This is a genomic window from Prevotella sp. KH2C16 (genome assembly GCF_900113305.1).
In the GTDB taxonomy this organism is placed as follows: domain Bacteria; phylum Bacteroidota; class Bacteroidia; order Bacteroidales; family Bacteroidaceae; genus Prevotella.
Window position 1 is genome coordinate 175,103 of record NZ_FOOW01000004.1, and the last position, 26,066, is coordinate 201,168.

At 54.1% G+C, this 26,066-nt stretch carries 28 protein-coding genes; 12 read left to right on the forward strand and 16 right to left on the reverse strand.

The annotated features are described in order from the left end of the window. Positions 1-44: 44 nt before the first annotated feature. The 3 genes from radC to efp all read right to left on the reverse strand — a co-directional run bounded on the left by radC (position 45) and on the right by efp (position 2,501). Positions 45-731 (reverse strand): RadC family protein, encoded by a 687-nt coding sequence (gene radC / locus BM114_RS04625; RefSeq protein ID WP_092110881.1) that lies wholly within the window; start codon positions 729-731, stop codon positions 45-47. A gap of 13 nt (positions 732-744) precedes the next feature. Beyond that, positions 745-1,794, reverse strand: a complete 1,050-nt coding sequence (locus BM114_RS04630) for a glycosyltransferase family 2 protein (RefSeq protein WP_092110883.1) — start codon at positions 1,792-1,794, stop codon at positions 745-747. Between the two features lie 140 nt (positions 1,795-1,934). After that, positions 1,935-2,501 carry an elongation factor P gene (gene efp, locus BM114_RS04635; RefSeq protein WP_092110885.1) on the reverse strand — a complete coding sequence of 189 codons (567 nt, stop codon included), beginning with the start codon at positions 2,499-2,501 and terminating at the stop codon, positions 1,935-1,937. Between the two features lie 224 nt (positions 2,502-2,725). On the opposite strand from efp, the gene rpmH reads away from it, so the two are divergent. From rpmH to BM114_RS04670, 7 genes are all read left to right on the forward strand, one after another. After that, a complete protein-coding gene (gene rpmH, locus BM114_RS04640) occupies positions 2,726-2,881 on the forward strand; it encodes a 50S ribosomal protein L34 (RefSeq protein ID WP_025065500.1) in 156 nt (51 codons plus the stop codon). A gap of 105 nt (positions 2,882-2,986) precedes the next feature. Beyond that, positions 2,987-3,703, forward strand: coding sequence for a PASTA domain-containing protein (locus BM114_RS04645; protein WP_092110887.1), 717 nt, complete (start codon positions 2,987-2,989; stop codon positions 3,701-3,703). Next, positions 3,700-4,767 (forward strand): RluA family pseudouridine synthase, encoded by a 1,068-nt coding sequence (locus BM114_RS04650; RefSeq protein ID WP_092110889.1) that lies wholly within the window; start codon positions 3,700-3,702, stop codon positions 4,765-4,767. The genes BM114_RS04645 and BM114_RS04650 overlap by 4 nt, the downstream gene beginning before the upstream one ends. A gap of 8 nt (positions 4,768-4,775) precedes the next feature. Beyond that, a complete protein-coding gene (locus tag BM114_RS04655) occupies positions 4,776-5,771 on the forward strand; it encodes a D-alanine--D-alanine ligase (RefSeq protein ID WP_092110891.1) in 996 nt (331 codons plus the stop codon). Between the two features lie 8 nt (positions 5,772-5,779). Further along, complete coding sequence (locus tag BM114_RS04660; protein WP_092110893.1) at positions 5,780-6,928, forward strand: 1-acyl-sn-glycerol-3-phosphate acyltransferase; 1,149 nt, start codon at positions 5,780-5,782, stop codon at positions 6,926-6,928. Then, positions 6,925-7,584, forward strand: a complete 660-nt coding sequence (locus BM114_RS04665; RefSeq protein ID WP_092110895.1) for a NigD1/NigD2 family lipoprotein — start codon at positions 6,925-6,927, stop codon at positions 7,582-7,584. Before BM114_RS04660 ends, BM114_RS04665 begins: the two co-directional genes overlap by 4 nt. A gap of 245 nt (positions 7,585-7,829) precedes the next feature. Next, positions 7,830-8,867, forward strand: a complete 1,038-nt coding sequence (locus BM114_RS04670) for a Rid family hydrolase (protein ID WP_092110950.1) — start codon at positions 7,830-7,832, stop codon at positions 8,865-8,867. A gap of 125 nt (positions 8,868-8,992) precedes the next feature. On the opposite strand, the gene BM114_RS04675 is transcribed toward BM114_RS04670, so the two are convergent. Continuing rightward, positions 8,993-9,952 carry an NAD-dependent epimerase/dehydratase family protein gene (locus BM114_RS04675; protein ID WP_092110897.1) on the reverse strand — a complete coding sequence of 320 codons (960 nt, stop codon included), beginning with the start codon at positions 9,950-9,952 and terminating at the stop codon, positions 8,993-8,995. 185 nt (positions 9,953-10,137) lie between these two features. Here BM114_RS04675 and kbl point away from each other — a divergent pair, with 185 nt between their 5' ends. The 3 genes from kbl (at position 10,138) to BM114_RS04690 (ending at position 12,912) form a co-directional block, all read left to right on the forward strand. Further along, a complete protein-coding gene (kbl, locus tag BM114_RS04680) occupies positions 10,138-11,325 on the forward strand; it encodes a glycine C-acetyltransferase (RefSeq protein WP_092110899.1) in 1,188 nt (395 codons plus the stop codon). 88 nt (positions 11,326-11,413) lie between these two features. Continuing rightward, entirely contained in the window at positions 11,414-11,761 is a 348-nt protein-coding gene (locus BM114_RS04685) for a hypothetical protein (RefSeq protein ID WP_177207046.1), read from the forward strand. 119 nt (positions 11,762-11,880) lie between these two features. Next, a complete protein-coding gene (locus tag BM114_RS04690; protein WP_143089253.1) occupies positions 11,881-12,912 on the forward strand; it encodes a hypothetical protein in 1,032 nt (343 codons plus the stop codon). Between the two features lie 252 nt (positions 12,913-13,164). Here the strand turns inward: BM114_RS04690 and BM114_RS04695 are convergent, their stop codons facing one another. The 11 genes from BM114_RS04695 to BM114_RS04745 form a co-directional block, all read right to left on the reverse strand. After that, entirely contained in the window at positions 13,165-14,202 is a 1,038-nt protein-coding gene (locus BM114_RS04695) for a threonine aldolase family protein (protein WP_092110905.1), read from the reverse strand. A gap of 61 nt (positions 14,203-14,263) precedes the next feature. Beyond that, positions 14,264-15,514, reverse strand: coding sequence for an alpha/beta hydrolase family protein (locus BM114_RS04700; RefSeq protein WP_092110907.1), 1,251 nt, complete (start codon positions 15,512-15,514; stop codon positions 14,264-14,266). Positions 15,515-15,551: 37 nt separating this feature from the next. Next, on the reverse strand, positions 15,552-16,514 hold the full coding sequence (locus tag BM114_RS04705; RefSeq protein WP_092110909.1) for a Rossmann-fold NAD(P)-binding domain-containing protein: 963 nt from the start codon (positions 16,512-16,514) through the stop codon (positions 15,552-15,554). A gap of 2 nt (positions 16,515-16,516) precedes the next feature. Next, entirely contained in the window at positions 16,517-18,199 is a 1,683-nt protein-coding gene (locus BM114_RS04710; protein WP_092110911.1) for an AMP-binding protein, read from the reverse strand. 18 nt (positions 18,200-18,217) lie between these two features. Beyond that, on the reverse strand, positions 18,218-18,775 hold the full coding sequence (locus tag BM114_RS04715; protein WP_092110913.1) for a helix-turn-helix domain-containing protein: 558 nt from the start codon (positions 18,773-18,775) through the stop codon (positions 18,218-18,220). Between the two features lie 169 nt (positions 18,776-18,944). Beyond that, positions 18,945-20,087, reverse strand: coding sequence for an aspartate aminotransferase family protein (locus BM114_RS04720; protein ID WP_092110915.1), 1,143 nt, complete (start codon positions 20,085-20,087; stop codon positions 18,945-18,947). 181 nt (positions 20,088-20,268) lie between these two features. After that, positions 20,269-21,237 (reverse strand): N-acetyl-gamma-glutamyl-phosphate reductase, encoded by a 969-nt coding sequence (argC, locus tag BM114_RS04725; protein ID WP_092110917.1) that lies wholly within the window; start codon positions 21,235-21,237, stop codon positions 20,269-20,271. 7 nt (positions 21,238-21,244) lie between these two features. Continuing rightward, positions 21,245-21,436 carry a PspC domain-containing protein gene (locus tag BM114_RS04730; protein ID WP_092110919.1) on the reverse strand — a complete coding sequence of 64 codons (192 nt, stop codon included), beginning with the start codon at positions 21,434-21,436 and terminating at the stop codon, positions 21,245-21,247. 106 nt (positions 21,437-21,542) lie between these two features. Beyond that, complete coding sequence (locus tag BM114_RS04735; RefSeq protein ID WP_092110921.1) at positions 21,543-22,742, reverse strand: argininosuccinate synthase; 1,200 nt, start codon at positions 22,740-22,742, stop codon at positions 21,543-21,545. A 30-nt stretch (positions 22,743-22,772) separates the two neighbouring features. Next, complete coding sequence (locus BM114_RS04740) at positions 22,773-23,381, reverse strand: GNAT family N-acetyltransferase (protein WP_092110923.1); 609 nt, start codon at positions 23,379-23,381, stop codon at positions 22,773-22,775. An 18-nt stretch (positions 23,382-23,399) separates the two neighbouring features. Further along, positions 23,400-23,885 (reverse strand): arginine repressor, encoded by a 486-nt coding sequence (locus BM114_RS04745; protein ID WP_092110925.1) that lies wholly within the window; start codon positions 23,883-23,885, stop codon positions 23,400-23,402. Between the two features lie 209 nt (positions 23,886-24,094). Between BM114_RS04745 and BM114_RS04750 the strand changes: the two genes are divergently transcribed. Further along, a complete protein-coding gene (locus BM114_RS04750; protein WP_092110928.1) occupies positions 24,095-24,466 on the forward strand; it encodes a thioesterase family protein in 372 nt (123 codons plus the stop codon). Positions 24,467-24,598: 132 nt separating this feature from the next. On the opposite strand, the gene BM114_RS04755 is transcribed toward BM114_RS04750, so the two are convergent. Then, complete coding sequence (locus BM114_RS04755) at positions 24,599-25,324, reverse strand: Bax inhibitor-1/YccA family protein (RefSeq protein WP_092110930.1); 726 nt, start codon at positions 25,322-25,324, stop codon at positions 24,599-24,601. Positions 25,325-25,866: 542 nt separating this feature from the next. Here BM114_RS04755 and BM114_RS14520 point away from each other — a divergent pair. Beyond that, positions 25,867-26,066: hypothetical protein (locus tag BM114_RS14520; protein ID WP_143089254.1), on the forward strand; the 200-nt coding region annotated here is incomplete at its 3' end.

Sequence of the window (26,066 nt, forward strand, 5' to 3'; positions counted from 1 at the left end):
AGACGGCCGAATGCCCACAGCCGTCAGTTTTTCGGAGGGAGCCGTCAGAGCCTTCCGCTTTCCCGGTAGCTATAGTATTTGCCGTCGGTAACGATGATGTGGTCGAGGAAATATATCCGCATGGTCTCCGACGCGGCCTTGATGCGCTGGGTGAGGCGGTCGTCCTGCGTGCTGGGAACGGCGTTGTTGCTCGGATGATTGTGCGCCAGGGCGAGTATGGTGGCGTTGCAGAGGAGGGCTTCCTTCATGATGAGGCGCACATCCACCGCCGTCTCGCTGATGCCCCCATGGCTGAGCTTTACGGCTTTGATGAGTTTGTAGGCCTGGTTCATCAGCAATATCCACGACTCCTCCACATCCAGATCCTGCATCTTGGGGTGCATGAACTCGTAGATGGCCACGGGCGACCCCAAGTCGGGTCGTTCTTCGGCTCTCGAGCCTTGGCGTCGCTTGCCGAGTTCGCAGGCCGCGAGGATGGTAACGGCCTTTGCGGGACCCATACCCTTGTATTTCTCGAGGTCCTGGATCGACATCTTCCCGAGGGTGTTCAGGTTGTTCTTGCAGTCGCCGAGCACCTCCTTCATGAGGTCGACGGCACTTTGCTGCGGCGACCCCGACCCTATCAGGATGGCAAGAAGTTCGGCGTTGGAGAGGTTCTCTGCCCCGATGCGCATGAGTTTTTCCCGCGGCCGGTCTTCCTCAGCCCATTGGTTGATATTGAGTTTTCCCATTGGTTGCGACTCCTTATTTATAAAAAGTCTTCTCAAAGGCATGAAACTCGTCTTTCCCCAGAACCATGCGCTTCCAGCTGGCTGCAATAAATCCGCAACCGTATCCTGTCAGTTGGATGAACGAGGAGACAATGCTCATGGCTCCAATCTTGATGCTTCGGTTCCGGATAGACGAGTCGATGAAGATGAGGAGTGAATAAAGCAGGATGGGAATGACGCTGATTTCCATGCACGCGAACCCGAAAGCCCCCTGCATGTGCGTGTAGCCGAAGAAATAGTTTACTGCTCCCAAGGGAAAGAGCAGTGCCAGTAAGCCTACTCCGACGGTGAAGACCATGGGGAGCAGATGCACCAGTTTCAGGCTCTCGGGATACTTCATGTATAGGTTAATGCGGGCGATGCCGCTGTTGTAGACTTGCCGCCAGAACTTGCGGAAGTCGGTGCGGCGTTTGTGGTAGACCCATGCGTCTGGAAACAGGCGACACTTGCAGCCGGCCTTGAAGATGCGGATGGAGAAGTCGATGTCCTCGCCGAAGCGCATTTTGGAGAATCCCCCGAGCCGCTGATACACCTCTTTCTTGACGCCCATGTTGAAGGAACGGGGATAGAACTTGTCCAGTTTCTTCTTTCCGCCGCGGATTCCGCCGGTGGTGAAGAAGCTCGTCATGGAGTAGGAAATGGCCTTCTGGATGTCGGAGAACGACTCATGGGCGCGGTCGGGCCCTCCGAAGGCGTCGCTGTCGGCATCGGTCAGTTCCTTGTCTACGGCCTGGAGATAGCCCTCCGGAACCACGACATCGGAATCCAGGATGACGAGCCACTCGCCCTGTGCATGCTCCGCACCATAGTTGCGGCTCTGTCCGGGCCCGCTGTTGTCCTTGAAATAGTAGTGGATGTCCAGCTTGCCGGCATATTTCTCGCAGACTTCCCTGCAGGGATTTGCCGACCCGTCTTCCACGATGATGACCTCGAAGTCGCGGCTTTGCTGTCGGGTGAGGCTCTCGAGAAGCTCTTCCACCTCGTCGGGACGGTTGTAGACGGGAACGATGAAGCTGTATTTCATTTCTATATTAGAAGCGTGCAGGATTTCAAAAGGCAATTAGAAGAATGACAAAATCGGCGAAATCGTGCGACAAAATCGCCGATTTCGTCAGTCAATCTCGCCGATTTTTTTATGTAGAAGACGGCTTTCTATGGCTGCGCCTATTCGTTTACGCGACCCAGATAGCTGCCGTCGCGGGTGTCAATCTGGATAGTCTCGCCCTCGTTGATGAACAGCGGCACGCGCACTTCGGCACCGGTCTCGAGAGTGGCAGGCTTCGTGGCGTTGGTGGCCGTGTTGCCCTTGACGCCCGGTTCACTGTGAACGATCTTCAGGTTGGTCTTTATCGGCATCTCGGCAGACAGGATCGTGCCGTCGGAAGTGTCGGTAACGATTTCCACGATGTCGCCCTCTTTCATGAATTCCACTCCCGTAATCTGGTGGCGGGCAACGGGAATCTGCTCAAAAGTCTCCTGATTCATGAAGATAAGTCCCGACGGATCCTCGTAAAGATACTGGTAAGGACGACGCTCCACACGCACATCGTCGAGCTTGAAACCTACCTGGAAGGTGCGGTCGAGCACGCGACCGTCGGCCACATTCTTCAACTTGGTGTTCATTACGGTGTTGCCTTTGCCCGGCTTCCGGTGCTGAAAGTCGATGCAAACCCAAATTCCCCCATCCATGCGGATGCAGGTCCCTTTCTTGATTTCCTGTGAATTAATCATTGTAAATATCTGATATTGTTTGTTTATTAATCGTCGTAATTACTCTCGGATTCGGTTGCAAAGTTACTATATTTTTATAAAAAAACATCCTTTTCATGGTGAAATTTCGCATAATTCTTTGTTAATTCGAAAATTATGTGTACTTTTGCAACCCAAAAAGGAGTGAACTCGTCGATAGGGTTGACCGTTCTTAGAATAATAATGAATAATAAATAGATAGGACAATGAAAAGAACATTTCAGCCACACAACCGCCGCCGCGTGAACAAGCATGGTTTCCGCGAGAGAATGGCAACGAAGAATGGCCGTCGTGTATTGGCATCCCGCCGTGCCCGTGGCCGCAAGAAGTTGACTGTTTCTGATGAGCACCACGGCAAGTAAACTGCTGTTGCTTCTCCAAAAAATCAGTTAAAACAGAAAGAAGTAAAGGCTAATCTTTGCTTCTTTCTGTTTTTTTATTATCTTTGTGCTCAAAAAGAGGAAGGAATGAAGGCTTCTGAATTTGTTCGGAAAATCATGAGCGGCTATCTCTGGGCCAACCTGGCTGCCATGGCTCTGGTGGTGATCCTGCTGGGGCTGGGCGTTAGGTTCGGCATCGACCTCTACACCCATCACGGCGAGGAGATAGTGGTTCCGGATATCCGCCATAAGGCTTTCTCCGATGCGAGCAGCGTTCTGGAGGATGTGGGGCTGAAAGTGGTGGTGAAGGATACGGGCTATGTGAAGACCCTTCCCCCCGACTGCATTCTGGAGCAGGCTCCTGCAGCGGGGGAAAAGGTGAAGTCGGGCCGTATCGTATATGTTACCATCAACTCGCCGCATACGCCGACATTGACGCTTCCGGATGTCATAGATAACAGCTCCCTCCGCGAGGCCATGGCCAAATTGACCTCGATGGGATTCAAGCTCGGGCCTCCGGAATATATAGCCGGCGAGAAAGACTGGGTGTATGGCATCACCGTGAAGGGACGCCATGTGGTTGCCGGCGACAGGATTTCCGTCGAGGAGACGCTGGTAATACAGGTGGGAAACGGGCTGAGGGATGCCGCTGACTCCGTGGACTACATCGACCCTGTCTATCCTGAGGAAATGGAAGAGGCAGAGGAAGGTGAGGTCGACGAGTTTGAGGAGGTGAAGGCTCCGCCCGCTGCAGAGCCGCCCGCCGAGAAACCTACTGCCGAAAAGAAAGGGTCAGGCGAATGACAGACTATATAGAAGACATAGACGACCTTGACGACGACGGGCAGCAGCTCTATGAGCACTTCCGGTTTGTAGTGGACGAGGGGCAAAATCCCATTCGCATCGACAAGTATATGTCGGAGAAGATGCAGCATTCCAGCCGTAACCGGATACAGCAGGCTGCCGACGCGGGTTTCATCCATGTGAACGACAAGCCTGTGAAAAGCAACTACAAGGTGCGTCCCGGCGATGTCATCACCTTGATGCTCGACCGTCCGAAGCATGACAATACCATCGTGGCAGAGGATATTCCGCTCGATGTGGTTTATGAAGACGAGGAAGTGATGGTGATTAATAAGCCTGCCGGACTGGTCGTGCACCCGGGAGCCGGCAACTTCCACGGCACCTTGATCAATGCCATAGCCTGGCATTTGAGGGATTTACCCTCGTTTGATGCCAACGATCCCGAGGTGGGGCTGGTGCATCGCATCGATAAGGATACCAGTGGGCTGCTTCTAATAGCCAAGACCCCGGATGCCAAGACGGCGCTGGGGCTCCAGTTCTTCAACAAGACCACCCATCGTAGTTATGCCGCCCTGGTATGGGGAAACTTCACGGAAGAGGAAGGGACGATAGAAGGCAACATTGCCCGCGACCCTAAGGACCGTCTCCGCATGAAGGTGTTTTCTCCGGAATCGGGGATTGGGAAACCTGCGATTACCCATTACCGGGTCATCGAACGCTTTGGATATGTAACGCTCGTGGAATGCATTCTTGAGACGGGGCGCACTCATCAGATCCGTGCGCACATGAAGCAGATAGGGCATCCGCTTTTCGGCGATGAGCGCTATGGCGGCACAGAGATACTCCGTGGCAACCGGAGTTCCACCTATAAGGCGTTCATCCAGAACTGTTTTAAAATCTGTCCCCGCCAGGCCTTGCATGCCCGAACCTTGGGATTCGTGCATCCAAAGAGTGGCAACCAGATGGACTTTACCTCTGAATTGCCGGAGGAAATGGCCCGACTGATAGAGAAATGGCGTGTCTACATCAACGGCACGACGAACGATACATTTGAAGAAAACTAATATTGTATATGGAAAATTTCAAGAGAAACATAGCTATTGTCTGTGGGGGAGACTCCTCGGAGCATGATGTGAGCATGCGTTCGGCCGAAGGCTTGTATTCATTCTTCGACAAGGAGAGATACAATGTCTACATCGTCGATGTGAAAGGCGTGGACTGGCATGTAGAGCTTGCAGGTCGGAGTAACATCAAGGTTGACAAAAACGACTTTTCTTTCGTCTTGGACGGGAAAGCTGTCGTGTTCGACTATGCCTATATCACCATCCACGGCACTCCCGGAGAGAACGGCATGATGCAGGGTTACTTCGACATGCTGCATGTGCCTTATTCCACGAGCGGCGTCCTGGTGGAAGCCATGACCTTTGATAAATATGTGCTAAACAATTATCTCCGCGGGTTCGGAGTTCGCGTCGCAGACAGCATCCTGCTTCGCCGGGGAGAGGAATATGATGAGGGTGAGATAGAAAGACGCATTGGCATGCCCTGCTTCGTGAAGCCGGCAGCCGATGGGTCGAGTTTCGGCGTCTCGAAAGTGAAGAACGCCGACCAACTCGCGCCGGCGCTGCGAGTTGCCTTTATGGAAAGCGACGAGGTGATGGTAGAACGCTATATGGAAGGAACGGAAATCTCCATCGGCTGCTACAAGACCAAGGAGAAGAGCGTGGTTTTCCCCGCAACGGAGGTGGTTACATCCAATGAATTCTTCGACTATGACGCGAAATACAATGGTCAGGTTCAGGAAATCACGCCTGCCCGCATAGCTCCGGAGACCGCCAAGGCCGTTGCCGAGGAGACCAGTCGCATCTACGACATCCTGCATTGCAATGGGATTATCCGCATAGACTATATCATCACGAAGGATGTCGACGGCAAGGATCAGGTGAACATGCTGGAAATCAACACCACGCCGGGTATGACCGCCACCAGCTTCATCCCCCAACAGGTGCGTGCGGCAGGTCTGGACATCAAGCAGGTGCTTACGGAAATCGTTGAAAATCAATTCTAATACAGGCTATGAATATACCAGAGAAGTTTGACTCTATCCGTCCGTTTGAGCCGGAGGAGTTGCCGGAAGTCTACGACAGACTGCTTCAGAACGGGCAGTTCTGCCAGGTCGTGAAGTATTTCTATCCGCAGGTGCCCCTCGAAATGGTGGCCCGGAAGATGAAAGGATGCAAGTCTTCTCTGGAATTCCAGCTGGCTTTTTGCTACGACATCATAAAGAATCTGCTGGAGAAAGCCAGTCTGGGGTGTGATTTCAACAGCTCGGTGCTGGATGTAACAAGGCGTTTCACCTTTATCAGCAACCATCGCGACATAGTCCTTGACTCGGCGATTCTCGACGTGCTGCTCTTCGACGCGGGTTTCAAGACCACTTGTGAGATTGCCATTGGCGACAATCTGCTCTCGTTACCGTGGGTGAAAGACCTGGTCAGGGTCAACAAGTCGTTCATCGTGGAGCGCGATCTCCCGATGCGCGAGATGCTGATGGCGAGCAGGCGGCTGTCTGAATACATGCACTTTGTCATCGGGGAGAAGAACGACAATGTCTGGATTGCGCAGCGCGAAGGCCGTGCGAAGGACAGTAACGACCGCACCCAGGAGGCCGTCTTGAAGATGATGACGATGGGCGGAACGGGCTCCTTGGCCGACCGCCTCGTCCAATTGCACCTTGTTCCCTTGTCTATCAGCTATGAATTTGACCCTTGCGACTATCTCAAGGCAAAGGAATTCCAGCAGCGTCGCGACATTGTGGGGTGGAAGAAGGGACCGCAGGACGACCTCGTGAGCATGCAAACGGGCATCATGGGCTTCAAGGGGCACATCCATTATCATGCTGCTCCCTGCATAGACGACTTTCTCCGCAGCCTTGATCCTGACCTGCCGAAAAATGATTTCTATCGTGTGGTGGCGGAGCATATCGACCAGGAGATACATCGCAACTACCGCCTCTATCCGGTGAACTATCTGGCAATGGACCTGCTGGCTGCCAATCATGAGCATGCCGCCTATTATTCGGAAGCTGACAAGGCGCAATTCGAGCAGTATCTGGCTGCCCAGATGGCGAAGATAGACCTCGAAAACAAAGACGAAGCCTTCCTCCGGGAGCGCATGTTGACGATGTATGCCAACCCTGCCATAAACCATCTGGCCGCACAATGAAGCTTCTCCGTCTCTTTCTGATGGTCTTGCCTCTCTTTGTAAGTTGTTCCAATGAGGGCTATGAGACGGGAGACGGCTCCTACTCGTATGTGAGAGCCGACTTCGTGGAGGCTCATACGGTGGCGAAAGGGGAGTTTGACAGTGCCATTACGGACGAAGATGAGCGTCTCGAACTTAACCCTCATGCCATAGGAGAATGGGCTTTGACGGCGGATTCCACTTACCGTGCCCTCCTATATTATAAAAAGGAGGAGGCTGTCGGGCAGGCTGTTCCCGTCCAGATAGTCCAGGTACTTACCGTAAGATATGCCGATACCTCTCGGCCGGACACGCTGAAGACCGACCCCGTTACCTTCCAGAGCCTGTGGAAAAGCAAGAATGGGAAATACCTGAACATCGGTCTTTATGTGAAGACGGGACAGGACGGGGAGATGCGCTATGGGCTCCAGACCCTTGGAATACGAAAGGATAGCGTGGTCCTGGCGGCCGATGGTACTCGTCAGGTGTATATTTCGCTCACCCACAATCAGAACAATGTGCCCCAGTATTATTCTTCCCGTGCCTATTTGAGCCTTCCTCTGCAGGGAGAGGATAGGTCGTCAGCATTTCATGTTACCATCAATACCTATAAGGGGCGTGTGGAAAAAGATGTGTGAAGAGCATTGCGGATTTTCCTAAAGACTTTTTGCCCTCTTGTCGGAGACGGCTTTTTATCATGTAAGAGGCCGTTAGAAGCCGAGCTTTTAGCCGCCTTTTGCAGGATAGAAGACGGCCTTTTGCAAAGTACCCTCTTTGCTGCCTGAAAATTATCAGTTGCTGGTGTTGTAGAGGTGGGATAAAATTGCTAACTTTGCAGCTGGCCTGTCGAAATGATAAGGCAGCCGACGAATTTATTAATCTGATGAATAAATATTTTGTGGTAGCACCGGTGAGCCGCGGTTCCTTTGCCGACCAGATAGACGAGGTATATCGGTCCGTGGCTCAGATAGAAGCTGACGCTGTCGTGAATGGTTGTCATTTGCAATATGCCAAGGTGGCTTTAAGCGATGTACAGAATCAGTATGACGAGCTGACAGGCTCACGGTTATATGAAGATTATCTCTCTCGATTGGCATTGACAGTGGTTGAACAGCCGCCGTTATGCGGATCGAAGATAAGTGTGTTGCTGAAGGTTAGTGATGAGACTGACGATTTCCTTTTCTTCAGCATGCGTCTTACGGCGGAGGAATGCAAGGGGCAGACATCGCATATGCAGGCTGTGTTACTCTTCCGTAAGGTAATAAGCCTACTCGGCGAGCGGCATCTGACATTGCTCGACAACTGTTTGCGCACATGGATTTATGTGGCCGACATCGACATAAACTATGCAGGAGTGGTGAAGGCACGCAATGACATCTTCAGCGATCAGGGATTGTCGGCCGCCACGCATTTCATTGCCAGTACGGGCATCGGCGGCTATTCGCAGACGCGCGAGGCATGCGTGGCAATCGACTTTCTCATTGGTCCGGACGCGAGAGGGAGCGACATGAAGTATCTGCATGCGCCCGACCACCTCAATCCGGCACATGAATACGGCGTGGCTTTTGAGCGTGGCACGCGGCTGTCGACGCCCTTCGGGCAGACATTCTTCATCTCGGGCACGGCCAGCATCGATACCAATGGGCAGGTGATGTTTCAGGGCGATGTACTCCGACAGGCCGACCGTCTGCTGGAGAACATCCAAAGCCTATTGCGCGACGGAGGTGCTGACTTGCAGGATGTGCAGTATTTCATGGTCTACCTTCGTGATGCGGCCGACTATGAGCGCATTGACAGCTATATGAAGGAACACTTCCCCGACACTCCCTGCATGATTGTCAATGCCAAGGTGTGTCGTCCGGAGTGGCTTGTCGAGATGGAGTGTATAGCGAGAAAAGGCAATAGCACCATGGAGGCATGATTGGCAGGGGAGGCATCGCTGGTCCGCCAATCGCGAAAAGTTATAAAAGAAAGGCGCAGAAGACAGTTCCCATGACTGCTTTCTGCGCCTTGTCGTTTATGTCGATGCGTATTTGGTGCCGCTGCTTACTTCTTGCCGAGCTTTACGGCCAGGTGTTCGAGCATGTCCCGGGTCATGGTGTCGAGGTCGTAGGTGGGTTTCCAGTCCCATTCCTGACGGGCGCAGGTGTCGTCCATGATGTCCGGCCAGCTCTCGGCGATACCTTGTTTCAGAGGATCTACATCGTAGACCATCTCAAAGTCAGGCTTGTATTTTCTGATGGATTGATAGACTGTCTCCGGGCCGAAGCTAAGGGATGCAATGTTGAAACCGTTGTGATGAACGAGTCGGGTGGGGTCGGCCTCCATCAGCATGATGCTTGCGTTGAGTGCGTCGGGCATGTAGATCATGTCCATCCGTGTTCCCTCCTTGATGGGGCAGGTGAACTTTTCGCCTCGTGTAGCATAGTAATAGATGTCTACGGCATAGTCAGTGGTGCCTCCTCCGGGAGGAGTTACATAGGAGATGACACCCGGAAAGCGCACGGAACGCGTGTCTACGCCATACTTGTGGAAGTAATAATCACTCAGGAGCTCGGTCGTTACCTTTGTAACGCCATACATCGTCGTAGGCCGCTGGATGGTGTCCTGAGGGGTATGGTCGTGAGGCGTGCTCGGTCCGAAGCTTCCGATGGAGCTCGGAGTGAACACGGCGCAGTGGTTTTCACGGGCTACTTCGAGGATGTTCCATAGTCCGTCGATGCCGATTTTCCATGCCAGGCGAGGCTTTGACTCGGCTACTACCGAAAGTAGGGCGGCAAGATTGTAGATCGTGTCAATGTCGTAGCGCTTTACAACATCGGAAATCATTTCGGCATTCGTAACATCAGCTTCTGCCGAAGGCCCCGATTCCAGAAGCTCGCCCTTGGGTTCCGCCCCCTTGATAAAGCCTGCTACCACATGCTCGTTACCATACCTGTTCCTTAATTCTCTGGTTAATTCAGAACCAATCTGACCGGTCGAGCCGATCACCAAGATATTTTTCATACTATTGTACTAAAGTTGTTTTTACTTCAGGAATGCAAAATAACGAATTTTTTTCCAGATTCAATCAATCTTTGAGGTTAAAAATAGGAATTCCGCTCGTTGTTTTAAAAAAAATAACACAAAACAATAGGTTATGTAGAAAATAATGAGTTACTTTGCATCAGGCAATTTTAAAATCTAATGTTATGTACGGAAAAATTAAAGAACATCTTGGCAATGCCTTGACAGAACTGAAGAAAGCTGGTCTATACAAGGAAGAACGCATTATCGAAAGTCCGCAGGGAGCAGCCATTCAGGTAAAGGGAAAGGAAGTGCTCAACTTTTGTGCGAACAACTATCTGGGACTTTCCAATAACCCGAGAGTGATTGAGGGCTCCAAGAAAATGATGGACAGGCGCGGCTTCGGCATGTCGTCCGTGCGCTTCATCTGCGGCACCCAGGACATCCACAAGCAGCTCGAGGCCGTCATTTCAGGGTATTTCCATACTGAGGACACCATTCTCTATGCTGCTTGCTTTGACGCAAACGGCGGTCTCTTCGGCTCTTTCCTCACCGAGGAAGATGCCATCATCTCCGACGCATTGAACCATGCCTCCATCATCGACGGCGTGCGCCTCTGCAAGGCAAAGCGCTATCGCTATGCCAATGCCGACATGGCCGAGCTGGAGAAATGTCTGCAGGAGGCTCAGGCACAGCGTTTCCGCATCATCTGCACGGACGGCGTGTTCTCCATGGACGGCAATGTGGCTCCTGTCGACAAGATTTGCGACCTTGCGGAGAAGTATGACGCTCTCGTAATGGTCGACGAGTCTCACTCGGCAGGCGTCGTCGGGGCTACCGGCCACGGCGTGAGCGAGCTGACGGACACCTATGGCCGCGTGGACATCTATACCGGAACGCTGGGCAAGTCGTTCGGAGGAGCTCTCGGAGGGTTCACCACCGGGCGCAAGGAAATCATCGACATGCTCCGCCAGAGCAGCCGTCCTTACCTGTTCTCCAACTCTCTGGCTCCCGGCATTATCGGCGCCAGCCTCGAGGTCTTCAAGATGCTGAAGGAGAACAACGACATCCACGACCGTCTCGTGGAGAATGTGAACTACTTCCGCGACAAGATGATGGCGGCCGGATTCGACATCAAGCCCACCCAGAGCGCCATCTGCGCCGTGATGCTTTATGATGCTCCGCTGTCGCAGAAGTATGCCAACCGCCTGTTGGAGGAGGGCATCTATGTAACGGGCTTCTACTATCCCGTGGTGCCGAAGGGCGAGGCCCGCATCCGCGTTCAGATTTCCGCGGCCCACACACGGGAGCAGCTCGACAAGTGCGTCGCTGCCTTCATCAAGGTGGGCAAAGAGCTCGGTGTCATCAAATAATGTGTTTTTTAACATGGATAGGCCGCCAAGTCATTCAGGCTTGACGGCCTTTTTGTAAAGTTCTCACCCTTTAAGTTGTTTTCTCTGCATGTTGATAGTAATGCTGTTAATGCTGGTTGTGCTCGTTCTCTTGCTGGTCCTGATTTCCGGCCGCAACCAAGAAGTGCCCGTAGTGCTTACGCTTTTCTGCCTCATTCCTTTGGCTATTACGCCCGGCTTGCTGTTTATGAGTATCTTTTTCTTCGATGATCCCAATGCCGGTTGGGGTGCCTATGCGGCCTTCTTCGCGGTAAACAGCTACCCGTTTCTCATCTTGGCCGCCATGTTCTGGTCTTTCCGGCTCTACCGGCAGGGACGGCATGGCTGGGCTTGGGTGCCTCCGGCAGTCTTCCACGGGGTCAATCTCTGTTTCCTGGTATGGCTGTTCGTGAACTGACGAGGCGCATGCAACTGCCCTGAACGGGCTCTTCCAGAGATATGAAAATCATGATTTTCTGCCGCAAATACTTGCCAATGTGCCGGGAAAAACTTATATTTGCCCATAAATCGAAGCCTGTGAACATGCGGAAAACCATCTTTGGAATACTCCTTTTGCTGTCCCTTGCCCTATGGGGAGTGCCGGTCAGGGGACAAGGTCTGCACCAGATCATCGACAGCTTGAACCGCCGCAGCGTGTATTCCACCTACTGGGACAACGGCTGGGGCGGCCTGGTGCCTGAGTGGGTTTACCAAGACCTGCTGGGGCACATGGCACCCATTAAAACACTTATTGCCATCGTGAAACAGCAGAACTTCTCGCCGCCCCTGCGCCTCTCGGCCATGTGGGCGCTCATAGACCAAAAGTTGCCGGTGTGTAAGGCCGTCGTGCTGTATAATATGAATGATTCGTCCCTCGTTACGGTGCAGTCGGCCGATGTCATCTATGGCGACTATACCCAGAATCTATATATAGAATGGTTGATGCAGGGACGCAGCGAGGGCTGGGTGAGCGCTGCCGACTCGATGCAGATAGACTCCGCGGCACTCTGTTCGCCCGTCGCCGCCCGGCTGGATTACACCCGCCGACTGCTCCATCGGCTGCCGCCGGGACTGCCGGAATATGAGCAGCGGGTGCGCCAACTGTATGTAAGAGAGCACATCGCGGAGGCCTTGCCGCTGCTGGCCAGCTATCGTCGTGAGGCCGACAAGCCGCTCATCCTGACCGCTCTCAGGCAATATGCCCAAGGGTTGGATAAAAAAGGTGCACAGGCTGGCCGCAAAGGCCACACCAATGAGGCGCTGCTGGCCGTGAGAAACTGGCCCGACGAGGCGTTCAAGACCACGCTGCTTGCCATTCGCGACTACGAGGTGCGTCGCAAGTACTATGACTATGCCCGCATCAAATACCTCTTCGAGGCACTCATGGCCTACGACAGCCCGTGGGCCTATCGGCAGATAGATCTCACGCTGCGTAAGAATAGGAAGAACGACTATTACCGCGAGTATTTCCATTCGGCCATGAAGAAGCATTATAATGCTCGCTATCAACGCCTGCTTGACAAGTGGCCGTATAAGCCATGGAATGATTTCGGCGACGGATTTGAGTAAGATTGGTTTTGGAAAGGCGGTAGACATTTGGCCGTGATGCCGCCTATAGAAAAAAGAAGAGCCACCCTCCATGTTGCGGAAGGTGGCTTTCTGCTTGACAAAATCGGCGAGATTGTTCGACAAAATCGCCGAATTTGTCCTTCAAAATCGCCGATTTTGTTGTGTCGGCAACGGCTTTTTGTTTTTCCATAGGTCGTCCGTCCTCTTGTCGGAGGCGTTTCGCCCTGTCAGCGGAGAGAACGGGACGACGGATTACAATGCCCGGTCGAGTTCCTCCTCCAGAGTTTCGAGGTCGGCTTCCGTCGTTGCCCAGCTGGTTACGAAGCGGCACACCATGCTGTCTTCGCCGCTGGGTTCCCAGAGCGAGAAGAGCACATGCCCGGCCAGTTTGCTCACCTGTTCATTAGTCAGGATGACGAATTGCTGGTTGGTGGGCGAGTCGATGGCAAAACGGAGGCCTTTCTCCGTGAAGAGCCTCTTCATCTTCTCGGCCATGTCGATGGCGTGGCGGGAGATTTCGAGGTAGAGGCCGTCGGTGAAGAGGGCGTCAAACTGGATGCCTATCACGCGCCCCTTGGCCATCAGCGCGCCGTGCTGCTTGGTGATGGTGAAGAAGTGTTTCGGTGCGTTACCCCGTGGAAAGACCACCGCCTCGCCGCAGAGTGCCCCCACCTTGGTGCCTCCGATGTAGAATACATCGCAGTGGGCGGCCAGCCAGGGGAGGTCGATGTCGCTCTGGGGCGACATCAGTCCGTAGCCAAGTCGTGCTCCGTCGACGAACAGCTTGAGGTCATGCTGCTTGCAGATGGCGTAAATCTGCTCAATCTCCGATGCCGAATAGAGCGTGCCATACTCGGTAGGGAAGGTGAGATAGACCATTGCGGGCTGGGCCAGATGCTCCCGGCTCTCGTCGTGGAAAAACCATTCCATGTATCGGGCGAGGTCGCGGGGCACCATCTTGCCGTCCTTTGACGGCAGCGCAATCACCTTGTGGCCGCAGAACTCGACGGCTCCGGCCTCATGGATGTTGATGTGCCCCGTCTCTGCCGACACCACGGCCTCATAGTGCTGGAGGCATCCGTCGATGACGGTCATATTGGTCTGCGTGCCTCCCGAGAGGAAGTATATCTGCGCCTCGGGGCATCCGCAGGCCGTGCGTATCTTCTCCCTTGCGGCTTCGCTCCACTCGTCGAAGCCGTAGGTGAGGCTCTGCCGGTCGTTGGTCTCTATGAGGTGCTCCAATACTTTTGGGTGTGCCCCGTTGTTGTAGTCGCTTTCGAAGGAAATCATGGTTGTTTGGAGTTATGGAGTTGAGGAGTTATGGAGTTAAGGAGGGGCTGGGGTAGGGTTTTTACAGGCCGTTGATCCAGTTGGCGATGTCGCTCAATACCTCGGACGAAATCGTCTCCTCAATCTGGTAGTATTCGTTGGCACCGCCCGTGGTGCAGTGCTGGAACAGGTGGTTCAGCCCCTCGTATTCCTTGATGAGGTTCTTTCGGTTGCCGTTTTTCTGCAGTTCGCGAATCACGCTCAGGTTGGTCTGCGGCAGCACCTGATGGTCCTTGCTGCCGTTGATGGCCATCAGCGGAATCTTTACCTGCCGGATATAGGGGGCCGGATCGCAGTCGATGAAATAGTTCATCCACGGATCCTGCGGCATGGCAGCCAGCTCGCGGCGCAGGTTCTGCACGCTCTGCGTGGGCTTCTGACCGTAAATCTGCAGGTTGGCATTGGCCTGTTCGGCAATCAGGGTGTCGCCCTTGATGCCCGGTCCGGCCATGCTCACGATGAAGTCGGCGGCTTTTTCGGCGCCTATCATGAAGGCGATGAGGCCGCCTTCGCTGTGGCCGAGAAGGCCGATGGACTTAAACTTCTTCGTCTTCCGCAGCCAGTCGAGGCCGGCCTTGGCGTCATCGGCAAAGCCAAGGGTGGTAGTTCCCTTGAAAGAACCGGTCGACTTGCCCACGCCGCGGTCGTCGTAGAGCAGCGAGGCGATGCCGTTGCGTGCGAGAAAATCTGCCAGGACGAGGAAGGTCTTGTGGCCGAAGACGCCCTCGTCTCGCTTTTGAGGGCCGCTTCCTGTTACCATTAGCACCACGGGTACGCGCTTCCCGGGCTTGTAGCCTACGGGGAAGGTCAGCGTGCCGGCCAGCGTGGCGTTGGCCTTGGGATTGCTGAAGGTTACTTCTTCGGTGGTGTATGGGAAGGGGCCTTTGGGTTCCTGCGGCCTGTTAGGGGGTGCAATGCGGCCCGGTTTCAGCTCCAAAGGGAGCGTAACGATACCTTGCCGGAAGGTTCCGTGAATGACATTGTCGGCCAGCTTGCCAGTGTAACTCATGCCGACGGCTGCCACCTGCAGACTCACGGAGTCTTTCGAGAGGTGGAACAGTTGGGCGGGAATGCCTTGTGCGCCCTGCTCCGGTACATCAATCGTACACTGGTTGCTTCCGTCAGGAGCTTTGGTGAAGTTGAAGACCATCTCCACTTTCTGGATACCTGCATCCAGATTGCCTTTCCAGGAGCCCGTGATGTCCTGTGCATGGATGGCACTCACCATTGTTGTCAGGAAGAGGAAGGCCGCCAGCCTGTTTCTGTTCTGCATAGTTCTATTGTTTTATTATAGATTATATTGTGGTTGCTCAGAGAGACTCCAGCACCCGTTTCAGCACCACCTCGGCGCTGATTTCGCGGTTGGCGGCCTCCGGAATGACCAGGGAATGGTCGCCCTCGATGACCTCGTCGCTGACGATGAGGCCGCGGCGGACGGGCAGGCAGTGCATGAAATAGCCCTCGTTGGTCCAGCTCATGTGCTCGCGGTCGATGGTCCATGACATGTCTTCGCTTAGGATCTGCCCGTATTGCTCCTTGTCGGCGACGCCCGGACAGCTCCAGTTCTTGACATACACGAAGTCGGCTCCTTGCAGGGCCTTGCGCTGGTCGTACTCCACGACGGCGTTGCCGACAAACTTCGGGTCGAGCTCATAGCCTTCGGGGTGAGTGATGACGAGGTCTGCATCGGCGGCGTTCATCCATTCGGCGAAGCTATTAGGCACCGCCTGTGGCAAGGCACGGCAATGGGGTGCCCAGGTGAGCACCACCTTCGGCCGCCTTGTCTGTCTGTGTTCCTCAATGGTGATGAGGTCGGCAAATGCCTGAAGGGGGTGCACCGTAGCCGTCTCCATCGCCACCACGGGCTTCCCGCTGTACTTCACGAACTGGTTGACAATGGTCTCGGCATAGTCGTAATCACGGTCTTTGAGCCCCGCGAAGCTGCGTATGGCGATGATGTCGCAATAGCATCCCATTACGGGAATGGCCTCGAGCAGATGCTCGCTCTTGTCTCCGTTCATGATGACACCGCGCTCCGTCTCCAGCTTCCATGCCCCGGCGTTCACATCGAGCACGATGACATTCATGCCGAGGTTCATTGCTGCCTTCTGCGTACTCAGCCGGGTGCGCAGACTGTTGTTGAAGAATATCATCAGAAGGGTCTTGTTCCTGCCCAGCTGCTGATATCCAAAGCGGTTGGCCTTGACTTCTTTTGCCTCTTCGAGGGCTTGGTCTAAGTCCCCGATATCTTCTACATGGAAAAATGTTTTCATATCTATGATTCCTTGTTCTGGTCTTTTTCGCGAATCTCCACGCGGCGTATCTTGCCGCTGATGGTCTTCGGCAGCTCGTCTACAAACTCCACGACGCGCGGGTATTTATAGGGGGCAGTCTCATGCTTCACAAAGTTCTGGAGCTCCTTTATCAGTTCTTCGCCTGCCCGCGGCTTGTATTCGTCGGCGAGGATGACCGTAGCCTTCACGACCATTCCCCGCACGGGGTCGGGTATTCCGGTAACGGCACACTCCACGACGGCGGGATGCTGCATCAGCGCACTCTCCACTTCGAACGGGCCGATGCGGTAGCCAGAACTCTTGATGACATCGTCGGCACGGCCCACGAACCAGTAATAGCCGTCCTGATCGCGCCAGGCGAGGTCGCCGGTATGGTAATATCCGTCGTGCCAGACTTCCTTGGTCTTGGCTTCATCACGGTAGTAGTACTTGAAAAGGCCGATGGGCTTACGGTCGCCGACCCGTATGCAGAGCTCTCCTTTTTCCCCATCCTCGCACTCGGTGCCGTCCGGCTTGAGCAAATGGACATCGTATTGGGGGTTAGGCTTTCCCATTGAGCCGGGTCGTGGCTTGTTCCACGGGAAGGTGCCGAGGGTCATCGTGGTCTCTGTCTGCCCGAATCCTTCCATCAACTTGATGCCTGTGAGGTCGTAGAATCTCTGGTAGACTGCGGGTTCAAGGGCTTCTCCGGCCGTCGTGCAATACTTCAGGGAGGAGAGATCGTAGTTCGCAAAGTCCTCCTGGATCATGAACCGGTAGATGGTGGGCGGAGCACAGAAGGAGGTGATGTGGTATTTCTCAATCTGACGGAGAATCTTTTCCGCGGTAAACTTCTCATGATCGTACACGAAAACGGTAGCTCCCGCAAACCATTGACCATAGAGCTTGCCCCACACAGCCTTGCCCCAGCCGGTGTCGGCGACGGTGAGATGGATGCTGTCAGCATTCAGGTTGTGCCAGTAGACGCCTGTCGTGAGGTGCCCGAGGGCGTAGAGATGGTCGTGGGCGACCATCTTCGGCTCACCGGAAGTTCCGCTCGTGAAGTACATCAGCATGGTGTCTTCGTTGGTGTTCACATGCTCGGGTCGCTCGAAGGGCGATGTCTGCCGCCACTCCTTGTTCCAGTCGTGGAAACCCTCGGGCACGGGGCGGTCTGCCTGAGCCAGCGAGTTGACGGCCACGAGCATCTTCACGGTGGGGCTTTCGGGCATGGCCTCCCGTATCTGTGTCGTTACATAGTCGTCGTTGACGCAGATGATGGCTTTCACGGAGGCCCTCTGGTTGCGATAGACGAGGTCGTTTTTGGTGAGCATATGGGTAGCGGGAATGGCCACGGCACCAAGCTTGCAGAGTGCCAGCATCGACAGCCACCACTGATAGTGGCGCTTGAGAATGAGCATCACCTTATCGTCGTGTCCGATTCCGAGCGACTGATAGTAGGCCGCGACCTGGTCGGTCTGCTCCTTCAGATCCTTGAATGTGAAGCGTATTTCCTCTCCGCGCTCGCTTGTCCATAACAATGCTAACTTATCCGGACACTCTTTTGCCCATTCATCCATGACATCATAGGCAAAGTTAAACTCCTCCGGTATGATAAAATGCAGGTTTTTCTTATAGTCTTCCTCTGAAGTAAACCGGGTCTGCGATAAGAATCTTTCTACCATTTTGCTATTGTCTGATAATTATATAACTACACACAAGAACTGGCACGGCTCCTCGCCGATGGCTCTCATGCAGTGGTCCTCGTTGGAATTGAAATAGATACTGTCGCCCGGATTCAGCGTAAGCACCTTCTCGCCGATGGTGATTTCGAGCCTTCCCGACATGACCATGTCGAACTCCTGCCCCTCGTGGTGGTTCTTGCTGTGGTTCTCGTTGCCGGGAAGGGGGTCTACGGTTACGAGGAACGGGTCCACCTTGCGGCTTCGGAAACCGCTTCCGAGGCTCTGATACTTGTAGTCCTTGCGGCGGTTGACGCTCAGTCCCTGTCCCTTTCGGGTTACGAAGTAGGCACTCATGTGTGGTTCCTCGCCGAAGAGGAGCACATTGAGGTCTATGCCGTATCGCTTGGCAATCTTGGAGAGGCGGTATACGCCGGGGTCGGCTTCGCCTTCCTCTATTTTCTGATAATGCTCCAGGCTGATGCCACAGAGCTCCGCAACCTCTTCTGCAGAGATTTCGAGAACCTCTCGTAAACCCCTTAATCGCTGACCGATTTGTTTGATTGATTCTTCTGCCATTCTTATATTGTCTTAAACTTGCGTCAAAGGTACTAAAAAAATACTAATTCGGGAAAGACTGCCAATGATTTTTAGCTAAACTGCCCTGTAAAATTACGAATGTTGCATATAACGCGGGGTAAAATACAACATTCGTAACTTCGGGGTTTCCCGCAAGCGTTCTGACGGCTTAGAGGGAAGAAAGCGCGGTCTGCAGGCGGTTCATGAAGTCGTCGACATCCGCCTTGGTTATGCAGAGCGGCGGCAGGATGCGCAGGATATTGGTAGAGGCGCAGCCCGTAAAGCAGTGCTGCTCGTGGATGAGTTTCAGCCGCAGGTCTTTGTGCGGTATGTCCATCACCACGCCGATCATCAGTCCGCGTCCCCTTACCTCAAGGATATGCGGCTCTTTCTTCTGCAGTTCTTTCAGGCGGGCGATAAAGTATTCGCCCACCTCATGCGCGTTTTCCACGATGTTTTCCTGCTCGAAGACATCTAGAACGGCCAGGGCTGCCGTGCACGCAAGGTGGCTGCCGCCGAAAGTGGTGCCCAGCTGGCCGTAGACGGGGGCGAACTCCGGCGAAATCAACACGCCCCCCATGGGGAATCCGTTGCCGATGCCCTTGGCCATGCTGATGAGGTCGGGGCGGATGCCCAGCCACTGGAAGGCGAAGAACTTGCCGCTCCGTCCGTAGCCGCATTGTATCTCGTCGCAGACGAGCACGGTGCCGTGCCTCCTGCAGGCGGCCTGCAGTCCCTGGGCGAAAGCTGGCGTTGCCATGTTCACGCCGCCCACTCCCTGGATGCATTCAAGGATACACGCGCACACATCTCCCTGCTCCAGTTCGCGCTCCCAGGCCCCGAGGTCGTTGAGGGGGAGGAAGGTTACATGACCGTTGTCGTTTACCGGCGCCGTAATCTTCGGGTTGTCGGTGGCCTCGACGGCAAGCGAGGTGCGTCCGTGGAAGGCTCCCTCTGCGGCGAGGATGCGCTTGCGGCCGGTCTTGAAGGAAGCCAGCTTCAGGCAGTTCTCGTTGGCCTCTGCGCCGGAGTTTATCAGGAAGAGCTGATAGTCGTCGCAGCCGCTTGCCTTTCCGAGCCGTACGGCGAGCTCTGCCTGCAGCCGGTTGACGACCGAGTTGCTGTAGAACCCGATTTTGCCGAGCTGTTCCGTCATCTTCTTCACATAGTGGGGATGGCTGTGTCCGATGCTGATTACGGCGTGGCCGCCGTAGAAGTCGAGGTATTCCTGCCCCTGATCGTCCCATACTTTGCATCCCCGGCCTTTAACGATGGTTACGGGGAAGAGTGGATATACATCAAATAGTTTCATGTCTTGGTATTTTCTTGTTTCTTAAAAGATGGCATCATTCTTTGGCGGAAGATGTCGGAGGAAAAGCTTTTTGCGGCTGGAAGGTTGACAAAATCGGCGATTTTGTCGGACAATCTCGGCGACTTTGTCCCACAATCTCGCCGATTTTGTCAGACTGGAGTCGGCCTTTTGTCCCGCTTCCTCAGAATGCGCTCGGTTTCAGGCGTAGTCCTGAGGCCTCGTCGATACCGAACATGAGGTTCATGTTCTGCACCGCCTGCCCCACGGCTCCCTTCAGAAGGTTGTCTATGCAGCTGGTGATGAGGAGCTTGTCGCCGTATTTTTCGGCATGGACAAGAGCCTTGTTGGTGTTTACCACCTGCTTCAGGTCGAGGGGCTTGTCCACATAGTGCGTGAAGCAGGCCGCCCGATAGAATTCCTTATATGCCTGCACGATGTCTTCGAGGTCGGCGTCGGTTTTCACCACGGCGGTGGCAAAGATGCCCCGGGCAAAGTCGCCGCGGTAGGGGATGAAGTCGATGGCGGCGTCGAGATAGCCCTGCACCTGCTTCAGGCTCTGCCTGATTTCGGGCACATGCTGGTGGCTGAAGGCCTTGTAGATGCTCAGGTTGTTGCTGCGCCACGAGAAATGGGTGGTCGGTCCGGGCTTCTGTCCGGCACCGGTGCTTCCCGTGATGGCATTCACCGACACATCCTTGTCGATGAGGTGCATGCCTGCGGCGGGCAGCAGGGCGAGCTGTATGCAGGTGGCGAAGCACCCCGGGTTGGCCACATGGCGGGCCCGGGCTATCCTTTCGCGGTTGATTTCGGGCAGTCCATACACAAAGTCGTTGCCCGGAGCGTCGAGCCTGAAGTCCTGGGCAAGGTCTATGATGCGGAGGCCTTGCGGCATCGTGTGCTCCTTGAGGAAAGCTTCGCTCTTGCCGTGGCCGAAGCAGAGGAACACCACATCTACCTTCTCGAACGGCATCTCACGGGTAAACCGTATGTCGGTGTCGCCATAGAGACCCTCGTGCACATCCGTCAGGAGGTTTCCGGCGTTGCTCTCGCTGTTGACAAATACGATTTCCGCCTGCGGATGATTCAGCAGCAGGCGGATGAGCTCGCCTGCCGTATAGCCGGCACCGCCTAATATTCCTATTTTTATCATGGGCTGTCTATGGTTTTGACGGCATTACGATCCAAAGGATTATATAGACGATGATGCCGCTGAACGCCGTGCAGAATGTGAGCAGGGTGTACACGATGCGGACCACGGTGGGATCCCAGTCGAAGTACTCGGCGATACCTGCGCATACGCCGCCCAGTATTTTATCGCTCGAACGCACTAATTTCTTACCTGTTGACATAATTCTTTGCTTTTAAAGTTATTGTATTCTTTAGACGAGGCCGTGGATGGAAAGGTTGCAGGGACTGCCGTTTTTTTGCCCTTTCCATGAAGGCAGGGCGGCGGTCTCACCTCTCCTCGTCGGGATGTATGCCGTAGTAGACGCGCAGCGGAGTGCTCGATACCTTGATGAATCCCTTGGCATCCTCTGCCGTCCAGCCGTGTTGCATCTCACCGTATTCGCCGAGCTTGCTCTTCGTGAGGTCGTCGGGGGAGTCAACACCCACGGTCTGGAACCCGTAGGGGCGGAGCTTCAGGATGGCCGTTCCGTTCACATGGCGCTGCGAGGAGCTGAGCATGGCCTCGATGTCGGGCATCACCGGCTCGAGATACTGGCTCTCGTGCAGGAACATGCCGTACCAGTTGGCCACCTGATCCTTCCAGTATTGCTGCCATTTAGACAGCGTGCTTTTCTCCAGCAGGCGGTGAGCCTCGATGATGAGCTTGGGCGCCGCGGCCTCGAAGCCCACCCGACCCTTGATGCCGATGATGGTATCGCCGACATTGCAGTCGCGCCCGATGGCGTAGGCGGCACCGATTTCCTCGATTTTCTGGATGGCCTTGACCTTGTCGTCGAACTTCTCGCCGTTGACGGCCACGATCTCGCCCTTGCGGAATTCTATCCTCAACTCGCTCTCCTCCTCACGGGTTACATGCTTCAGGTAGGCTTCTTCAGGGAGTCCCTGTGCTGGGTCGAGCAGCTCGCCGCCGCAGATGGAGGTGCCCCAGATGCCCACATTGTAGCTGTATTTCAGTTTCGTGAAGTCGGCATGGAATCCGTGCGCGTTCAGATAGTCCACCTCCTCCTGCCGGGAGAGTGCCTTGTCGCGGGTCAGGGTGATGATTTCCGTGTCGGGAGCCATCACCAGGAAGGTCATGTCGAAGCGTATCTGGTCGTTGCCGGCACCCGTGCTGCCGTGAGCAATGGCATCAGCGCCGATCTCCTTGGCATACCGTGCGATGGCAATGGCCTGGAAGATGCGCTCTGAGGAGACGCTGATGGGATAACAGTTGTTGCGCAGCACATTTCCGAAAATCATGTATTTCAGACTCTTCTCGTAGTATTCCTGCGTTACATCGAGCGTCGCGTAGGCGACGGCTCCCAGCTTGTAGGCGTTCTCCTCGTTGGTCTTCAACTGCTCGGGAGAGAAGCCTCCCGTGTTGGCACATGCCGCATAGACATCCCATCCCTCCTCGGCGAGCTTCATCACGGTATAGGATGTGTCGAGTCCTCCCGAGAAGGCCACCACTACTTTCTTATTTGCCATAGTCTTATATGTTGTTTTGATTGTTAATGTCTAATTTTCTTTCGGCTTCTTCCCGTCGATTCTCCTGATTCTCTCGAGCACGGCTGCGGGAATCTTTGCAGGCAGGTGCTCCTCCGGATCGTAGAGCATGGCGGTGCAGATGCAGTATTTCCGGTTGGTGCGATGCAGCACATCCACATTCACGCAGCTTTCGCAGCCCCTCCAGAAGGCTTCGTCGTTGGTGAGGTCGGCAAAGGTAACGGGCTGATAGCCGAGCTGGGTGTTCATGGCCATCACGGCGGCTCCGCTCGTCAGGCTGAATATCTTGGCATGAGGCCAGCGGGTGCGGGCCAGCGAGAAGGTGAGGTCCTTGATTCTCTTGGCGATGCCTCGGCCGCGGAAGTCGGGGTGGACGATGAGTCCAGAGGTGGTTACATACTGTTTGTTTCCCCAGGTCTCGATGTAGCTGAAGCCGGCGAACTTGTCGCCCGAGAGGGCTATCACGGCCTTTGCTTCTCGCATCTTCGTAGTCAGATACTCGTGGGTGCGCCTCGCAATACCCGTTCCGCGCACCTTGGCAGCATCTGCGATGGTTTGTAGGATGGTGTCGACATACTTCTCATGAGAAGGGTCGGCAACCAAAACCTTGATTTCTTCCATTTCTATCTATTGTAATTCTTATTCGCGTTTCAGGTTCGGGATGATGACTCCAAGAGCTTCTTCGATGGCCACTTTCGATGAGCCTTCCCTCAAGGCCATGAAGATGGTGTCGTCTCCGGCTATGGTTCCGAGAATCTCCGGTATGTTAGAGATGTCGATATTGTAGGCGATGGAACTGGCATAGCCGGGCCGGGTCTTGATGACGCCCATGTTTCCGGAATAGTTGAGCGACACAAAGCCGGGTGCCTGGAGCAGGGTCGTGGCGGCCTTTGGCTTGCGCACGCGCTTATACATGGTCTCGTTGGGCAGCACATAGACGCTTTTCCCGTTCATGCTCGAGGCTTTTGCGATGCGCAGTTGCTTCATGTCGCGGCTCAGAGTGGCCTGTGTAATGGGAAATCCCTCGCTTTTGAGTTCTTGCATGACTTCCTCCTGGCTGCCCATCTCCTTGCTGGAAATCAGCATTTTAAGTACCTCTATGCGGTCGTTCTTCTTCTTGGTCATATTGTATATTTATTCAAAATTGAGTGCAAAGGTAGGTTGTTTTTGAATAATATGCAAGTTTTTGGCCTGCTTTTTGTGAATATTCATTTAATTTTTGCATATTATGCATAAATCAGAAGAGTATAGGGGAAGTTCCTGACGGTTTTCAGCCGTGATTCAGATTAGTTTTATTACCTTTGCCGCAGCAAAACTTTTAAATCACAGGAATCATGTTGAAAGAAGGACTTACGCATACGAGTATGCTCACGGTGAAGGATTCTGACACGGCTCTTCACCTCGGCTCGGGCGACATGCCGGTACTTGCCACGCCTGCCCTGATGGCGCTCATGGAGAATGCTGCTATGTTGGCGGTGGCCGGCGAGCTGGAGGAAGGGCAGACTACGGTGGGCGGACATATCGAGAGCTCACATGTAAAGCCGTCCAAGGTAGGTGAGCGGGTGGAGGCTACGGCAACGCTCGTCAGGATAGAAGGCCGTAAACTTTATTACCACATCACCGCAAGAATGGGGGATGTGATAATAGGCGAGGGAAAGCACTTGCGCTTCATCGTCGATCGTGAGCGCTTCCTGTCAAAGCTTTAGGCAGGCAGTTTATAGGGTCATATTGGCAGGCGTTTTTCTGACATATATATTCTGACATTTGCTCTCTATACAAAGACGGGGAACCGGAGATTACTCCTCGGTTCCCGATAAGTTATTTTTATGTCTCCCAGACTAATTGTCGCTGTTACCGAAGAAGCGCAACAGATAGAGGAAGAGGTTGATGAAATCCAAATAGAGACTCAACGCCCCTGCCAATGCAATCTTCTGACTGCTCTCGCTCAGGTCGGGAGCCATGGCCAGCTGGGTCTTGATGCGCTGACTGTCCCATGCCGTAAGGCCGACAAAGATGAGCACGCCGACGGCGCTGACAACGAGATCCATCGTGGAACTGGCTATGAACATGTTCACCATCCCGGCAATAATCAGTCCTATGAGCGCCATTAGCAGAATGCCCCCGAGCTTGGTCAGGTCGCGCTTGGTGAAATACCCGAAGGCCGCGGTGGCAGCGAATGTGGCGGTGGAGACCAGGAATGTCTTGACAATGGCTGTCGTGGAGAACATCGCGAAGATGTATGCCAGAGTGGCACCGTTCAGCGCCGAGAATATGACAAACATCAATGTTGTGGTAGTTAGGGAGCGGTTTTCTTTCCAAACGCTGCCCGCAATCTTCCACACCATCACCAGTTCGGCGATGATGATGCCGAAGAAAACGAGCCTGTTGCTATAGATGGCTTGGAGCAAGGCTGGTGAGTTGGCCACGCCGTAAGCCGTAACGCCACTGATGGCGAGAGCCAGTGTCATCCATAGATATACTTTGCGCATCAAAGCAGGAAATGCCTCGGAAAGACTGATGCTTTCCTCTTTTCTGATCATTTTTTCTAATTCGTTAATTTCCATATTACCTTTATTCTTATAATAAGACCTTGCAGATATACCCATACTTTTCGTATTTCGTATTTGCTTCAATTGATAATTAACAAAAATTGTGCCGTTCCTTTCTGTTCTGACAGGACGGCAGAAAGCATTGCGCCCTCCTGTCTGCAGAGATAGGGCATAGGAAAAAAGACTGTGAGCTTCTGTTTTCTTCTTGTTTCTTCGGCATGTCAAGGGTGGTTTCGTTGGCGAACGATAATATAATCGACCTGTATGTCGATGCTGCTGGAGAAGTTTCTTTTTCGGATATCCAGGCACCTCCGCTTCTTCCCGTTCCCCATTCTTCCCCCCCCCCTGCCATGACAACTCGTCTGCGTACGGAGTCCTGTCCTTTATATATAATATAAGGTGTGCCTTGTTCTTTGTCGTTCTTTTTGTCAACATTCGCGAAAACTTTCGCTTTTCCCGAAAATATTTCCTTTGAAAAGTTGCGTGGTTTCGATTTTTGTATTACCTTTGCACTCGCTTTCGCCCTTCGGGGCGTAGCCGGATGGAAACGAAGTTCTTTGAAAGGTTTACATGGAGAGAGACAGGCAGTACGCCGCTGTCTCCGCCTCTGGCGGAGCGTCAGCGGAGGAACGCAGGTAGTCCGTCCGGCGGGAGGCCCAGGCCTTTGGCGGGACGGATGTCCGAGACAAGGAAAGCTCGTCGAGCCGGTTCTGAAGGAAATCATTTCCCTCAAGGACACGAGAGGGACAGACCATTC